The organism is Marinitoga hydrogenitolerans DSM 16785, from assembly GCF_900129175.1.
Lineage (GTDB): Bacteria > Thermotogota > Thermotogae > Petrotogales > Petrotogaceae > Marinitoga > Marinitoga hydrogenitolerans.
This window is the reverse complement of sequence record NZ_FQUI01000046.1, coordinates 1-16158: the sequence shown is the minus strand read 5'-3', so window position 1 is coordinate 16158 and position 16158 is coordinate 1. Positions and strand designations below refer to the sequence as shown.

Genomic DNA, 16158 nt, shown 5'->3' with positions numbered 1-16158 from the left:
CTTCTATTATTTTTATTCCATCTTCTGTTTTTATCCTTGGTACTCTCGCATGTATATATGTTTCATATTGAAATAAATTTAAATGTCTCCATGTCTTTTTGACTGTATCGTAGGCTCCATATCTCTTCCCGTTTATTTCAAATTTCGCTCCTCTTTTGAAATTTACATATATGTTTACTTTATTCCCATCTTGTTCTATTTTTTCTATTCTCCATGGTTCATTTATATTTAGTATTTTTTCAAAAAATCTTGGCAATTCATTTATCATTTTGGTCCTCCTCCTTTTTTCTTTCATTCCTATAATATCATATTTTTTCTTTTTTTACCCACTGTTTTTAGAAGAGAACCGAAATAGGAAAAGCCTTTGATAAGATTAGTGATCAGGCTGCCGTTATTAATACCACTGCTCAAGAAAATATTTCTGGTGTTAGGCTTGTAAAAGCTTTTGCAAGAGAAAAGTATGAAATTCTTAAGTTTTTAAAATTGAATGATGAAAATTATAATTTGAATATTATGAAATCAAAAATATGGGGAAAATATTTTCCAACAATAGAATTCTTAGGTAATGCAGCTTTGATTTTGGTTGTTACTGTTGGCGGAATGTTTGTTATAAATGAAAAAATATCTTTAGGGACACTAGTCGCCTTTAATGGATATATGTGGATGATTGTATGGCCTATGAGATTAATTGGTTGGCTGTCAAATATATTATCTCAAGCAAATGCTTCAGCAAAAAAGATTGAAAAGATTTTTAATGAAATAGAAGAAGATTTTAAAGGAATCGAATTAGATAGAATCCATGGATCTATCGAATTTAAAAATGTAAGTTTCAAATATGAAAATGAATATGTATTAAAGAATATTAATTTCAAAATTGATGAAGGGAAAACTTTAGCAATTATGGGACCAACGGGTTCTGGAAAAAGTACATTAATTAGTTTAATTTCAAGATTTTATCCAATAGACGAAGGTGAAATACTTATTGATGGTATAAATGTAAATGATATTTCATTAAATTCTTTAAGAAAAAATATTAGTATTATTTTTCAGGATACATTTTTGTTTTCTGAATCAGTAAAAGAAAACATTAAGTATGGAAAAGGAAATGCAACAGATAAAGAAATTATTAATGTTTGTAAAGAAGCTCAAGCTCATGATTTTATTATGAAATTACCTGAAAAATACGATACATTAATAGGAGAAAGAGGTTTAGGGTTATCTGGAGGACAAAAACAACGTTTAACCATTGCAAGAGGATTATTAAAAAATGCTCCTATTATTATTTTTGACGATGCAACATCTGCTCTTGACATGGATACAGAATATGAATTATTGGAAAGTATTTATTCAAAGGAAAAACAAAATACAAAAATTATTATTGCTCACAGAATATCTGCTGTAAAAAACGCTGATGAAATAATATTTCTTGAAAATGGTGAAATTGTTGAAAGAGGAAATCATTACGAATTATTAGAACAAAAAGGAAAATATTTTGAAATATTTAAAGAGCAATTTAAAGATTTTGAAGATTTAATAAGAGATGAGGTGATTTAATGAAATTTGAAAAATTAAATATCATTTTTAGAATATTTTCATATTTAAAACCTTTTTTATTAAAAACTGTATTTGTAATATTTTTGATGATTATAGTTATGATAATAAATTTGATTAATCCATACTTTTTTAAGGTTGCTATTGACAAATATATAGCAAATAATGATTTAAATGGTTTGTTTATGATTGGAGGTTTAATTTTATTATTAAATATAATTTCTTTATTTTTATCAAGAATTAGAATTATAGAAATGGGTAAAATAACCAATAAAATTGTTTTAAATATAAGGCATGAGTTATATGAACATATACAAAAGCTATCTTTTTCGTTTTTTGATAGCAGACCTGTTGGAAAGATTTTAGCTCGTGTTGTTAATGATGTAAATTCATTACAACAACTATTTGCAAATAGTATAACCAGTTTAATTCCAGAATTATTAACATTAATTTTTGTTGCTGCAATTATGTTTTATATGAATTATAAACTAGCATTAGCCTCTATGATTATTTTGCCTTTACTTATTATTGGATTATTCTTAATAGAAACTATAAGTAGAAAAAGATGGATGGAATACAGAAACAATCGATCAGAATTAAATGCTTTTACTCATGAAGCTATTTCAGGCATAAGAGTTGTTAAAACTTTTACCGCAGAAAATAAAACAAATAATAGATTTAAATTGTTGACAAACAAAATGATGAATTCATTTGTAAACGCTGTAAAGATAAATGATTGGTTTTGGGCTATGGTCTTTGTTTCCTGGGGAATCGGAAGTGTTGTTGTTTTTTATTTAAGTGTAAAGATGATTAATTTAAATGAAGTTACTGTTGGAACTGTGGTTGCTTTTGTTGGTTATATAAGTATGTTTTGGAGACCCATTATGAATTTAAGTAATTTTTATAATTCATTAGTTACAAATATCTCTGCTGCTGAGAGAATATTTGAAATATTGGATACAGAACCAAATATTGTAAATCCTGAAAATGCTGAAATTATGCCAAAAATAAACGGACATATTGAATTTAAGAATGTATATTTTTCATATGATAGAGATATTGTATTAAATAATGTTTCATTTAAAATCAACCCTGGTGAAACTATAGCATTAGTAGGACCAACAGGCGCTGGAAAGACAACTATTGTAAATTTAATAAGTAGATTTTATGATCCTCAAAAAGGACAAATTTTAATTGACGGTTATAATATTAAAAATGTTGATTTAGAATCATTACGTTCTCAAATGGGTATTATGCTTCAAGATACATTTCTTTTTTCTGATACTATAAAAAATAATATAAAATATGGAAAATTAGATGCTACAGATGAAGAAATAATAAAGGCTGCTAAAAGTGTCCATGCTCATGAATTTATTATGAAATTAGAGAAAGGTTATGATACTGATGTAAATGAAAGAGGAGTTAGACTATCAATAGGAGAAAGACAATTAATTTCGTTTGCTAGAGCTTTATTAGCAAATCCAAGTATTTTAATTCTTGATGAAGCAACTTCAAATATTGATACTCATACAGAAAAATTAGTACAAGATGGAATAAAAAAACTTTTAAAAGGTAGAACTTCATTCGTTATTGCTCATAGACTTTCAACAATAAGAAATGCTGATAGAATCTTTTATATTGATAATGGAAGAATTATTGAAACAGGAAATCATTCAGAATTAATGAGAAAAAAAGGATATTATTACAATCTTTATATTTCACAGTTTAAATTTTTAGAAATTGGCGCTTAAAAAAATAACCGGGGATTTTCCCCGGTTATTTTTTGTCTATTTCTTTTAGAACATCTAATAATTTTGAACTGTTTTGATTTATGTTTTCCCATAATTCTTTTATTTCATGCTCATATTCTTTTAAAATTTTTAATATTTTTGGGTTAAAATCATCTGGATTTGTTCTATCATCACCTTTTAAGATTATATTCATTGTTTTTTCATGCGTAAACGCAGGTTTATATGGTCTTTCTGAACGTAAAGCATCATATACATCCACAACTGATACAATAGCTGCACAAAGTGGTATATCATCACCTTTTAATCCATGAGGATATCCTTTTCCATTGTATTTTTCATGATGATATAAAGCTATGTTCTTTGCTATTTCAAATTTTGGAGAATCTCCAATAATCAATCCTCCGTATAATGTGTGTTTTCTTATTATTTCAAATTCTTCTTCGGTTAATCGTCCTTTTTTGTTTAATATTTCTTTTGGTATCATAATTTTTCCCATATCATGAAGTGGTGCATAATGTCTTATTTTTTGTACAATTTCATCTTTTAAATCCAATTTTTGTGCAATAAATGCTGATAATTCTCCAACTCTATGTACATGATTTCCGGTATTTTCATCAAAGCCTTCAGCGATTATAGAAAGTTGCGTACTGAAATTCAAATAAGCTTCTTCTAATTCATTATTTATTTTTTCTATTTCATTATAAGATGTTTCTAATTCTTCATTCATTGCGTTTATTTCTTCAAAAGAAGACATTATGTCTTCAGTCATTTTTTGATACTCATTCATAAGTTCATTTATTTCTTTAATATCACATTTTTCCATAATTTTATCAAATTCAAGATATCTAGTTTCCTGAAATTTTTTCATATTATCTAACATTATTTCAAACGGTTTAGATATTTGTTTTGAAACATTATGTGCTTTTTTAGAAATAAACAACATTATGAAAATTAATAATATTATAAATAATATTATATTGAAAATCATAGAATTTCTATACATACTAAAATCTAATTTTAATACAATCCCAAGTGGATGAAAATATGTTTTTGAATCTTCATATTTCCATATAAAATAAAAATTTATTTTTTCTCCTTTTTTTATAACTATATCTTTTTCAGTAGAAAAAGCTTGGACTAAATATTCTTCATCTTCCTTTGTTAATGCTGAAAAATTAGGAGACAATCCTTCAAAATGATGAGTACATATATTAATTTCAGTTATAAATTCATATTTTTCCTTTAATTCCGATAATGTATTTATTGTATGTTGTATTTTATCTGTAGATAATAGAGTTTTAAACATATATATCTGTTTATCTGTTTTTATATATATATTTCTTATAAGTTTATCGGAATTTAGTTCAAGTTCTATAAAATAATTGAATGGTTCTAATTGGGTTAATTTTTCTCTTATTTTATTATCTAACAAAGTATTATCTTTGATTATAGTTACATTATCTTTTTTAAGAGTATTATGTGTAGCTATATATTCATCTATTAAAATATCAGCTTTTTGAGTATTTTTCTTTATATCTTCTATTAGAATGTCCAATCCTTTATAATATCTGGAATCAAAGTCATACATTGTGTTATAAAAAGAATTAAATGATAGTTTTATCAATTCCTCAATATTATTTTTTAATGATTTTTCTACTTTTGTTATATTTATAAAACTAAATATACTTACTAATATTAAAACAAAGGTTATTGCAGTTACTACTATCATCATTATATTCTTTGTTAGTAATTTATATAATGTTATTTGTTCATTTTTCATTTTTAGAACCTCCAAAGATATTATCTTTTTAATTATAACATATTATTTTATAAATTCGTTTAATCTTCCATCGTAATTTGAATATAATATAATTCCAGATATGTTGTTTTCTTTTTTTTGGTATCCCACAGATATTATAGCATTATTAGATATTAATTTTGAGTTTAATATTCTTTCGTCATAATCTTCACCATAATAATTTTCTTTCAAAAGAGTTCCATCTTTTTTATCTATTAAAATTATAAATCCGTCAAAATCATTATTTTTTTCAAGAGTATATCCAGATATTATTATTTTGTTTTTATATAAAAATCCAGAATACGCTATAGATGAGCGCTTTAACATATAATCTTTTCTCATAATTTCATTAAAATCATTATTCACTTTTATAATAAGTACTTTCCATGGAAAATTATTACTTGTTGTACTATATCCAACAATGTAAAAACTATTGTTATCTTTTATTATAGAATATCCATATTCATTTAGTTGTTCTTTTCCAAATCTTGATATTTTATAATCGTTATAATTAAATTTATTTAATTTGATTATAAAAATATCAGAATTATTGTTTGCTGTAGAAGTAGTATTTCCAAGTAAGTATATATAATTTCTGTCTGTTGAAATATCTGTTATAGTTTCATTATTATACCATGTAATTTTAAACTCGTTTAATTTTTCTAAATTAGAATTTATTTCAATAAAATATCCTGTTTTTTTTGATTTTTCTATTATATAACCAATTACATAGATATTATCAAAGTTATCTTTTATTATTCTAAGAAATGTTCCGTTTTTTTCAAAAATTTTTGATTTTAGTAAATTTCCAGATTGATCTAATATAAATATTACCGGTTTATAATCCTCTGTTCCAACAATATATATATGATTATCTATATATTCTGCTTTGTATATTTTAGTTGTATTTGATATTCTTATATCTTTTTGAAAAATAAGATTTCCAGTGTTGTCGATATTTATAATTACAATATTTTTATTTACTTTTTCATTTTGACCTATAATATAAATATTTTTATTTGTAGAAACTATATCTTTTAAGATTATAGATTTTCCATCTATAATTTTTTTAAACCATGTTTTTATTATAAAATCTTCTTGGTTATTCTTAGGATTTAAATTTAAGATTTCTTCTTTTTGAGTGTTTTTTTCTTCTATTTTTAGTGTTTTTAATTCTTTAAGTGTAGAGATATTTATAAAAACTATATCTATCAGAAATAATATTAAAATAACACTCAATGTAAACAACAAAATGTTTTTCATAATTTTTCTCCTTTATATATATTATTTAATAGGTGCAGGTGCTATAATGATGTTGAATGTTTATAAGTTCATATAGTTATTTATTTATGCATATTTTAATAAGTTCAAAACTTTGAAAATAAAAAAAATTTTTATTTCATAATAATGTTAATAAATATATATACGAATATTTGTTCTATATATTTTGTTGGTATACTTTATTTTGTTGTCAAATAATGAACTTTCAACGTTATTAGTTACTATTTTGGTTGTTAAAAAATTTTATCAACATAAAATAGTTGATAAAATTATCAACATAATCGATAGTTATGAACACATTATGTTGTTAACTTCTAAAATACGTATTATTAAAACTTTTTATAAAATAAACTAAGTTCTTAATTATAAACCATCTACTTATATTATAACATAGTATGTTGATAATTAAAGGATATAAAATTATATGATTTATTTATGATTACATAATGATTAAACTTTGATTTAAAAAGATTTATAGCGAGAATAATTATCATTTATTTAATCATGAAGTAAAAATTTATCATCTTAATTTAATGTTTATAGTTTAAAGTTGACAAGAAAGGTAAAGAACGGATAAAGTAGGAGGTTGAATAGATTGAAGAAAAATTTAAGATTTATTTTATTTTTACCATTTTTACAAGTGTTTGTTCAAGTTGGAATAGCCTCATCGTTTCCACAGTTAACAGAAATGTTTGGATCAACATTACTTGCAAGTACCTTTATAGGTATAACACCATTAGTATCAATTCTTTTTGGTTCTTTTTGGGGTAGAATTTTAGAAAGTAAAGGTGAAAGCAAAACATTTTTATACTCTATGGCATTATGGAGTACAGCATTATATTTATCAGGTATGTCAATGAAATTACCTATTTTAGCAATAGTATTTCGTGCATTACAAGGAATAGCAGATTCAGCATTATTTTCTAATGCTTTAACAGTAATAACAAAAGCCGATTTTTCTGAAAAAGAACAAACAAAATATTTTGGACTTATTGAATTTTTAGCAAGTTTTGGTGCAGTAATGGGTCCTCTTGTTATTGGAACAGGATTTATTTATATGTCTTATTATGTATTAATGACTGTTGGTATTATTTTATTTATAACGACATTGTTTGTGTATAAACAATTACCAGTTATAGAAATACATTTAGAAAAAGCAAAGAAACAAGTCACTAAATTTTCACCAAGAATATTTTTAGCTGCATTTTTTGGGATTTTAACATTAGCAGTTATAGTTGGTTTTCAAGCAACAATGCCATTTTTTATTGAAAAATATATTAATAATCCAATATTTGGAAAAATTTATATATCAATATTCGCATTAGCTTTAATGCTCGGTAATTTATTTAAACATAAAATAAGTGGAATAAAAATTTGGATACCTTTAACAACATTTGCAACATTAATTTTATCAATGTTCGTTGGTTCTAATTCAATAGTTGGATTCTTATTTTTAATCATTATTTCTGGTTTATTCCTTGGACTTTCATTGACTATGAGTAGTGAATATGCATCATATTTATCTGTAGGTTTTGAAGAAAAAGGAATGGCAGTATTTTCTGCATTTAGAATAAGTGGTAATTTTTTTGGTCCATATTTATCCATATTTTATTCAATAGGCGGGATGAATTTCTTTATTTTAGCTTTATCATTAATTAGTTTAGTTTCAACATTTTTCTTGTTTAATTTTAAAAAAAATTTCAATGAAATAAAAGAAATATAAACCAGGAGAAATCAATCTCCTGGTTTATATATTTTTATATTATTTTTAGTTTTTTTTGCCTCATACATGGCAATATCAGCATATTTTATTAATTCATCTAAATTTTTTGAATGTTCAGGAAAAAGAGATATTCCTATGCTTAAAGAAGTAAAAAAGGAACTATTTTTATTAGTAAATTTTTTATACATTTTTTCATTTAATTTTTTTGCTACAACAAATATATCTTCAATTTTTTTATATTGCATTAAAATTAGAAATTCGTCACCACCAAATCTAGAAATGACATCTGAAGTTCTTAAATAACGTTTTAGAATATTAGCAAAATTCTTTAATATAGTATCACCATTATCATGACCAAAATAGTCATTTACTTTTTTAAAATTATCAATATCAATAAACATTATAGCATATTTTAAATTATTTCTATCAGCTAAAGCTAATATATTTTCAGCTTTTTCAAAAAATAAGTTTCTATTTGATAGATTTGTTAATCTGTCATGTGAAGCTAAATATTTAAGCTTGTTTTTAGTATTTATTAATTTATAATAGTTTTTTAATATAAAAACGAATAAAATTATACTAAAAATTAAAAGTAAGAAATCAATAAAAATAGAATTTTTTTTATATTTTATATTAGTATTTACTTTTACTTCAAGGGTTGATAATTCCTCATCAATCATAGTTTGAAAAAAATCAACTAAATTTGTTAAATTGTTGAAAACAGTTTCAGGATTAAGCGTTAATAAGTCTTTAGATTTATTTTCAAATAATTCGTAATAATTCATTATATCTTTATAAATATATTCTGATTCAACCTTTTTAATTTTATTATAGGTTTCTTTGCTTAAGGGAAAACCATTAAAAGTAGGAAACTCTGTTAACATATAAAAACTTCTATCTAATAAGAAATATTCTGTATCTGAAATATTTTCTTTTTTTATAATAGAGGAAAAAATACCTCTAAATTCTCCAGCATATTCCTTAATTTTTTCTAAAAAATAAATAGAAGTTAAATATTTCCCTATAGCGGATGTCGTTGGTTCTTTTATAGGATATATATATAAATCTATTAAATTATTAATTATTTGAGTATATTCTAAAAAAGTATCAATAGGAGTTAATTTGTTTTTTTTATAATTTTGACGAATTGAATTAATTTTATTTTCTAATAGTTTTACATCCATTGAATACATAGTATTAGTTAAATTGAAATTTTTTAATTTTTTTAAATTTTCATCGACTAAAATATTTTCTTGAAGTATATTATTATAAATACTCTCTTCACCATTTAAATATATATTAACCAAACCTCTTTCTTTTTGTAGATGAAAGACTGTTGATGATATGTTTTTTATTATATTTATTGAACTTTTCATATCATATAGTATTTTTTGTTCAATGCTAATTTGTATCAGAGTGTTGATAAAAATAAATAAAATTCCACCAAGCAATAATGAAATTATTAAAATATTATAAAATTTTGATTTCATAAAATCATACCCTTACCCCAAAAATATAAACCTATTATTTCTCCTATTATATCACATATTAGTATAAATTTTTATTTTTCAATTAATTCTGCTATTTTATAAACACTGAACTTAACAGCAGGTGTTCTATATGGGATAGTTGTTGAATCAAGTTTTACAAGCCAATCCTTTGTTTTTTTGTAAATTGAAATATAGTATTGTTGCATAAAATCATTATCTGTTGATACAACTTTTAATAAAAATCTGTCATTTAATAAATCTTCATATATTGAATTAACAGTAAAAGATAAATTGTTTTCTTTAATATGGTTATCCTTTAATTCTTTTAATTTTTCAATATTAATATCTCTTATATTTTTATGCGGCAATTCGCTCACTCCTTCCAAAACTCTTTTAACTTTATTATGTTTAATTTTTTTTGCAATAAACAAATACTTATTTCTTCCCTCTTTATCCCATTTTAATTCATATTTTGTTTTTATAGGTCTATTAAAGTTTTCTATTATTTTTTCAGGTTCAAAAAATTCAGATTTTTTAAAATTATTATAAACTTCTTGTGCATACCAATCAACGTCTGTTGCTAATTCTATAATTCCCCCTTTTTTCAAAACATCAGCTAATGTATTAATGAATGATGTAATAAAAATTCTTCTTTCTTTATGTCTTTCTTTAGGCCAAGGACAGGGAAAATTTACTATTAATTTTGATATTGAATTTGAAGGAAATAATTCTCTAATTAGAAGTCTCGCATCTCCTTGAATAACTCTTGCATTTTTTATATTATTTTTGTGAAATTTTATTTGTGCTTTATATAGTGCAGTTAAAGAAGTTTCAAACCCAATAAAATTAATATCAGGATTTTCTTTTGCAAGTGCTGCCATATATTCGCCACTACCAAAACCAATTTCTACATATATTTTTCTTTTATTTCCAAAGATTTCATTCCAATTTAATGGATATATATCATAATACTGGGGTTTTATGAAATATTTTAATACCCCAATCTTATCATGCATATTTTTTCCTCCTCATAGTATAATTCTATAATATAATATCATATTTTGATGAAAAACATTATTATTATATTGTAAAAATAGTATGTTTGTGAGTATATTTGTGAAAAAAGAAAAAATATACAATTAATTTATATTTATACAAATTTCACTAATATTATAATTTGAAATCTTTTTTATGATATAATTATAATACAATAATTTCTATATATTTTTTATAAGGGGGAGTGGAAAAATGAAAATAAAAACAAAGATGCTTTCGATGATTGTTATAGGAATATTAGTTTTTTCAATTATAGGTTTTTTTATGATTAATGAAACAAAAAAACTAGAAGTTAAATGGTATGATTATGTAAATACAGTTACAGAGAGACAAAAAATTTTATCAGACATAAAAGAACAGTTTGGTTATGGTGGAGGAATACATTTATTTAAAAATTATATTTTAAGAGGGGATGAAAAATATATTAGTAGATTTGAAGAAAAAGAAATTAAAGTAATGAAAGATTTTGAAAAATATAAACAAATTCCAGACATTACAGATGAAGAAATAAAAAATCTGGATATAATAAAAAACACCTTCGAATTATACGGAAAAAATATAAAATTAGCAGCTGAATTAAAAAAACAAGGATTAACTATATCTGAAATAGATAAAAAAATAAAAATAGATGACACACCAGCTTTAACAGCATTTAATGAATTGGAGAATATAAATGATCAATTAACAAAAAATAAAACAAATCAATTTGAGAGTATAATTTTAAGATTAGAAATAATAATAGTATTTATTTCAGTGATAATTATTTTGAGTTTAATAATTATTTATGTATTTATTTCAAAAATTTTAAAACCACTATATTTCGTAAGAGATAAATTATTTAGATTATCTAAAAGTGGTGGTGATTTAATTAATAAATTAGAATATAAAACAGAGGATGAAATTGGGGAAATCTCAAAATATTTTAATATTTTTATAGAATCTTTTAGACAATCTTTGAATAATTTTTATAATAGGTTCAAAAATAATATTTTACAATTTAATTCCATAAATAGGGAACTTAAGAATTTTGAGAATAATTTTAAAAATGAAAATGATGCATTGATGAAAAATAAAGAATCTTTAAATACTATAACTACTTATATTGAACAGCAAAATGCAAGTACATTTGAGATATCCGATAATATACAAAGTTTAGCAAATACGGCAGTTGAATTAAGTGGAATTGCACATGAAATAAATGAAATTGCGGAAAAGGGAAGAGTTGGACTTGATAAAGTAAATGAAACAATGGATGAAATAGCCCAGAATATGATTCCAATTGTTAAAAAAGTTAAATCTGTTTCTGAAAAAGCAGAAATAATAAACGATGTTGTTGAAACAATAACAAATATATCAGAGCAAACAAACTTATTAGCTTTAAATGCTGCAATTGAAGCAGCAAGAGCAGGAGAAGCAGGAAAAGGATTTGCTGTAGTTGCAGATGAGATAAGAAAATTAGCTGAAGAAAGTAGAAAAGCAGCTGAAAGCATTAGAGAAAATCTTGGTGAAGTTATGAGTGGTGTAAATGAAACATCAGAGATGGTAATGGGGATGTCAAAAGATATAGATGTTGTTTCTTCTATAAATAAGGATACAACTAATAAATTATATGAACTGATTAATTCTGTAGATAAAATATCAAATTATTCTGATAATCTTGCTGCAAGTGCGCAAGAACAAGGAGCTGCAGTTGAAGAATTGACGGCCTCATCACAAAACATCACAGAATTAGTTAGTTTATTGAAAGAAAGTATGGATGAAGTAATTGAAGAACAGAATTATATAAGAAATAGAAACTCAGAATTGTTAAATAAAGTGGAAAAAGAATCATATGAATTAATTAAAACAGTGGATATGTTCTCTTCATTTAAATTATTTACAAAAGAAGATTTAATTTCTGAATTTAATAATGCAAAAGAATCACATAAAAAGTGGATGAACGAATTCAAAAAATCTGTTGATAATAATTTAATGATTTTATCGGAAGATAATCATGAAAAGTGTGGTTTTGGTATTTTTGTAAAAGTTGTATCGAATAATATTCCAGATGAAATAAAAGATATTTGGGATGAAATACTTACCTTACACAAGAGATTGCATGATTATGCCAAGATTTTTGAGTATAAAAATCAAGGAAAGAATGCAAATTTATTAAAAGAAGCAGAAAGTATTTCACAAAAACTTATAGAATTATTAGATAAAGCAATATCAAAAATATCATAAAAAAATCCCCGACAATAATGCGGGGATTTTTTATTAAGTGTTAAGCTTCTTCACCTAAATATTCTTTAACTTTTTTTGTTAATCTAGCTTTTTTTCTATTTGCATTATTTCTGTGAATAACACCTTTTTTAGCAGCTTTATCGATTACAGAAAAAGCATTGCTTAATAATTCATTTATAACTTCTTTTTCTTTCTTTTCTTCGATAGCAGATAATAGTTTTTTAATTGAATTTTTAACTCTTGTCTTATAACTTTTATTTCTTAATCTTCTTTTAGCTGTTTGTCTAACTCTTTTTGCAGCGGATTTTACGTTTGGCACTTTAAAATTCCTCCTTTATATTATTTTTTATTATAATCCAAAAGCGGCTTTTAACTCATTAACCTTGTCAGTTTTTTCCCATGGGAATTCAACATCATGTCTTCCAAAATGGCCATAAGCAGCAGTCTTTTTATATATAGGTTTTAATAAATCTAAATTTTTAATAATTGCTCCAGGTCTAAAGTCAAACATTTCAGTTACAACATTGTATAATTTTTCTTCATCAACTTTTGCAGTTCCTTTTGTATCTATTAAAATAGAAACAGGCTTTGCTACACCGATAGCATAACCTAATTGAATCATAACTTCGTCTGCTAAACCAGCTGCAACAATATTCTTAGCGACATAACGGGCCATATAATGAGCTGATCTATCAACCTTTGTTGGGTCTTTTCCAGAGAAAGCTCCTCCACCATGTGGTACCCAACCACCATATGTATCAACAATAATCTTTCTTCCAGTTAAACCAGTATCAGCATGAGGGCCACCCAATACAAATCTACCAGTAGGATTAACTAAAATTCTTGTATTATTTGTTAATAAATGTTCAGGAATAATAGGTTTAATTACATGTTCAATTAAAGCCTCTCTAATTTCTTCTATTGTAACATCAGGTTCATGTTGTGTGGAAATTAAAACTGTTTCAACTTCAATAGGTTTTCCATTTTCATCATATTCAACAGTAACTTGGGTTTTTCCATCAGGTCTTAAGAATTTTAATGTTCCATTTTTTCTTACTTCTGTTAATCTATATGCTAATTTATGAGCTAAAACTATAGGTAAAGGCATCATTTCTTCTGTTTCATTAGTTGCATAACCAAACATAATTCCTTGATCACCAGCACCTAATTTTTCGTATGGATCTTCGTCTTTTATTTCACCTGTTTTTGCCTCTAAGGCTTTGTCAACACCCATAGCAATATCTGGTGATTGTTCATCAATTGAAACTAATACAGCAGATGTTTCACCATCAAATCCATATTTTGCTCTAGTATATCCAATCTCTAAAATTGTTTGTCTAACGATTTTTGGAATATCAACATAAGCTTTTGTTGATATTTCACCAGCAACCATAGCCATCCCAGTTGTAACTAATGTTTCTACAGCAACCCTTGAAAATGGGTCTTTTTCTAATAAAGCGTCTAATATAGCATCTGATATTTGGTCTGCTACTTTATCTGGGTGACCTTCTGTTACACTTTCACTTGTGAAAAGTCTTTTTTTCAATTTTCTTCCTCCTTTATAAAAATTAAATAAATTTAATCGGTGTCCGAGATATTATTATACCAAAAATATAAATCATTACACATATAAATGATTAATTTTAAACTAAAATCTATTGTATTTTAAGTTACATTTCTTTTACTAATACAAGTTTATATATTTTTATTGTTCCCCATATATCTTCTAATATTAATTCAGCAGGATTTCTATCTTTTAAAGTAAAAGCAATTTCATTCCATCTATTAACTTTAATAGGAGTAATAAACGATGATGAGTATAACTTGATCCAATAAGTAAATATATTAGAACCATATCCGTAAACAGCATTTGCAGAATACATTTCATCGTTTCTTATGGCATCAAATTCTACTTCGTACACTAATTCATCATTAACACGTAAAGATATTTTTCTTGGCACAATTTTAGTATTATTACCTATTTTTTCAGCTGTTTTTACTTCTAATTTTGGCAAAGTAGCAAATGGAATTTCTGTAATTTGATCATCTAAAAGTTTAAAGGTTCTATTGTTTGATCTTATTTCAAGAGCTTCTAATTTTCTTGGTCTCATTTCAACATAATCTACAAATTCTAAAGCATCTCTGACAATTTCGATTTCATCATTTCCAGATTTTTTGATTTCTCTAACTTCAAAATGAACATGTGGAATTTCCGCTTCTCCAGATTTTCCAGAGTAAGCAATTTCTTCACCTTTTGAAACTCTTATTTCATCCTCTGGAAATTTCACTTCTGCAAAAGAGTTTCCTACTTCTCCAATTACAGAATTAGCTATTTCTGAAATCAAACCATTAAAAGAGCTCAAATGAGCATAAACTGTTAATAAATCATAATCAGGGTGATATAAAAATATAGTATTACCGTAAATTTTGTGATTTAACCATATTTTATAAACATAACCATCTGCCGCAGCGTTTACCGGGTATCCGATTCTTGAAAATGAAGAAAAATCAATCCCTAAGTGAAAATGTGGTTTATCTCCTGTATCTCTATATTCTCCAAACGAGGAGGTTAAATAGGAATCTTTAACAGGAGGTAAAAATCGTTGTGAAAAAGAAAAAATAACACTTAAAATAATTATACTTATAATAATTAACTTTTTCATAATATACCTCCTACAATTATATATCAATTATCCAGAAGATACTACAATCTTCTGGATAAGAGTAAAAATTTATTTAATATCTAATATTTAGCGTCTTAATTTTCCCCTTGATTTTCTTGTTGAAATAATCTTACATATTTTGATGGAACAATCATTTTTATGGCATGTTTATAAACAAGAGATTGTTGTCCTTTTTTTTCTAATAATATAGTAAAATTATCAAAAGATTTTATAAAACCTGTCGTTTGAAAACCACCTTCAAAATAGATTTTACATTCAATTCTACTTGTCCTTAATAAATTTAAAAATCTTTCTTGTAAGTTAAATTTCTCAGCCATTCCTACTCCCCCTCGTATAATTAGTATAGAATAATTATATTATTGTTATTGATTATTATTATTATTTATATGCTCTTTGAAAAGTAAATATATTTTATTTATATTGATTTATGTGTTTTTAGTTATATGTTTTATATTAGTAGTTTTCTATTGAGCATCTTTTTCAGTATTTATTTTTTGCTTGTTTTTAAGTTTTACCTCTGGTAAAATAGTTTTAGATAACATCCCCCTGAGACTTGTTCTCTTAAAAAAGATTTCTAAACTAGAGTATAGTTTTTCACTTG

12 protein-coding genes and 1 pseudogene are annotated in these 16158 nt (G+C 24.6%); 4 read left to right on the top strand and 9 right to left on the bottom strand.

Features of this window, described 5'->3' with window-relative positions:
- Positions 1 to 268 (bottom strand): annotated as a pseudogene (locus BUA62_RS09910) (transposase family protein); the annotation flags it as partial.
- Between the two features lie 83 nt (positions 269 to 351).
- On the opposite strand from BUA62_RS09910, the gene BUA62_RS09905 reads away from it, so the two are divergent.
- The gene (locus tag BUA62_RS09905) at positions 352 to 1554 is read left to right on the top strand and encodes an ABC transporter ATP-binding protein (protein WP_268776023.1); all 1203 of its coding nucleotides are present in this window, start codon (positions 352 to 354) and stop codon (positions 1552 to 1554) included.
- Positions 1554 to 3302, top strand: coding sequence for an ABC transporter ATP-binding protein (locus BUA62_RS09900; RefSeq protein WP_072865895.1), 1749 nt, complete (start codon positions 1554 to 1556; stop codon positions 3300 to 3302). The genes BUA62_RS09905 and BUA62_RS09900 overlap by 1 nt, the downstream gene beginning before the upstream one ends.
- 25 nt (positions 3303 to 3327) lie before the next feature.
- Here the strand turns inward: BUA62_RS09900 and BUA62_RS11715 are convergent, their stop codons facing one another.
- Positions 3328 to 5082: an HD-GYP domain-containing protein gene (locus tag BUA62_RS11715; RefSeq protein WP_072865894.1), complete on the bottom strand. Its 1755-nt coding sequence runs from the start codon at positions 5080 to 5082 to the stop codon at positions 3328 to 3330.
- Between the two features lie 42 nt (positions 5083 to 5124).
- Positions 5125 to 6363: a hypothetical protein gene (locus BUA62_RS09890; protein ID WP_072865893.1), complete on the bottom strand. Its 1239-nt coding sequence runs from the start codon at positions 6361 to 6363 to the stop codon at positions 5125 to 5127.
- Between the two features lie 613 nt (positions 6364 to 6976).
- Here BUA62_RS09890 and BUA62_RS09885 point away from each other — a divergent pair.
- A complete protein-coding gene (locus BUA62_RS09885; RefSeq protein ID WP_072865892.1) occupies positions 6977 to 8104 on the top strand; it encodes an MFS transporter in 1128 nt (375 codons plus the stop codon).
- A gap of 11 nt (positions 8105 to 8115) precedes the next feature.
- On the opposite strand, the gene BUA62_RS09880 is transcribed toward BUA62_RS09885, so the two are convergent.
- Positions 8116 to 9594 carry a diguanylate cyclase gene (locus tag BUA62_RS09880; RefSeq protein ID WP_072865891.1) on the bottom strand — a complete coding sequence of 493 codons (1479 nt, stop codon included), beginning with the start codon at positions 9592 to 9594 and terminating at the stop codon, positions 8116 to 8118.
- 71 nt (positions 9595 to 9665) lie between these two features.
- Complete coding sequence (trmB, locus tag BUA62_RS09875) at positions 9666 to 10610, bottom strand: tRNA (guanosine(46)-N7)-methyltransferase TrmB (protein WP_084670780.1); 945 nt, start codon at positions 10608 to 10610, stop codon at positions 9666 to 9668.
- A gap of 232 nt (positions 10611 to 10842) precedes the next feature.
- On the opposite strand from trmB, the gene BUA62_RS09870 reads away from it, so the two are divergent.
- On the top strand, positions 10843 to 12873 hold the full coding sequence (locus tag BUA62_RS09870) for a methyl-accepting chemotaxis protein (RefSeq protein WP_072865890.1): 2031 nt from the start codon (positions 10843 to 10845) through the stop codon (positions 12871 to 12873).
- Positions 12874 to 12913: 40 nt separating this feature from the next.
- Here BUA62_RS09870 and rpsT read toward each other — a convergent pair whose 3' ends face one another.
- From rpsT to hfq, 4 genes are all read right to left on the bottom strand, one after another.
- The gene (gene rpsT / locus BUA62_RS09865; RefSeq protein ID WP_072865889.1) at positions 12914 to 13192 is read right to left on the bottom strand and encodes a 30S ribosomal protein S20; all 279 of its coding nucleotides are present in this window, start codon (positions 13190 to 13192) and stop codon (positions 12914 to 12916) included.
- 30 nt (positions 13193 to 13222) lie between these two features.
- Positions 13223 to 14419 (bottom strand): methionine adenosyltransferase, encoded by a 1197-nt coding sequence (gene metK / locus BUA62_RS09860; protein WP_072865888.1) that lies wholly within the window; start codon positions 14417 to 14419, stop codon positions 13223 to 13225.
- A gap of 124 nt (positions 14420 to 14543) precedes the next feature.
- The gene (locus tag BUA62_RS09855) at positions 14544 to 15536 is read right to left on the bottom strand and encodes a M23 family metallopeptidase (protein WP_072865887.1); all 993 of its coding nucleotides are present in this window, start codon (positions 15534 to 15536) and stop codon (positions 14544 to 14546) included.
- A gap of 95 nt (positions 15537 to 15631) precedes the next feature.
- A complete protein-coding gene (hfq, locus tag BUA62_RS09850; protein WP_072865886.1) occupies positions 15632 to 15874 on the bottom strand; it encodes an RNA chaperone Hfq in 243 nt (80 codons plus the stop codon).
- Positions 15875 to 16158: the final 284 nt, after the last annotated feature.

Bases quoted from the DNA above. Each gene is read 5' to 3' on its own strand.
- trmB (WP_084670780.1), bottom strand. From the start codon at position 10,610: ATGCATGATAAGATTGGGGTATTAAAATATTTCATAAAACCCCAGTAT.
- BUA62_RS11715 (WP_072865894.1), bottom strand. From the start codon at position 5,082: ATGAAAAATGAACAAATAACATTATATAAATTACTAACAAAGAATATA.
- BUA62_RS09900 (WP_072865895.1), top strand. From the start codon at position 1,554: ATGAAATTTGAAAAATTAAATATCATTTTTAGAATATTTTCATATTTA.
- BUA62_RS09880 (WP_072865891.1), bottom strand. From the start codon at position 9,594: ATGAAATCAAAATTTTATAATATTTTAATAATTTCATTATTGCTTGGT.
- BUA62_RS09855 (WP_072865887.1), bottom strand. From the start codon at position 15,536: ATGAAAAAGTTAATTATTATAAGTATAATTATTTTAAGTGTTATTTTT.
- BUA62_RS09890 (WP_072865893.1), bottom strand. From the start codon at position 6,363: ATGAAAAACATTTTGTTGTTTACATTGAGTGTTATTTTAATATTATTT.
- hfq (WP_072865886.1), bottom strand. From the start codon at position 15,874: ATGGCTGAGAAATTTAACTTACAAGAAAGATTTTTAAATTTATTAAGG.
- BUA62_RS09870 (WP_072865890.1), top strand. From the start codon at position 10,843: ATGAAAATAAAAACAAAGATGCTTTCGATGATTGTTATAGGAATATTA.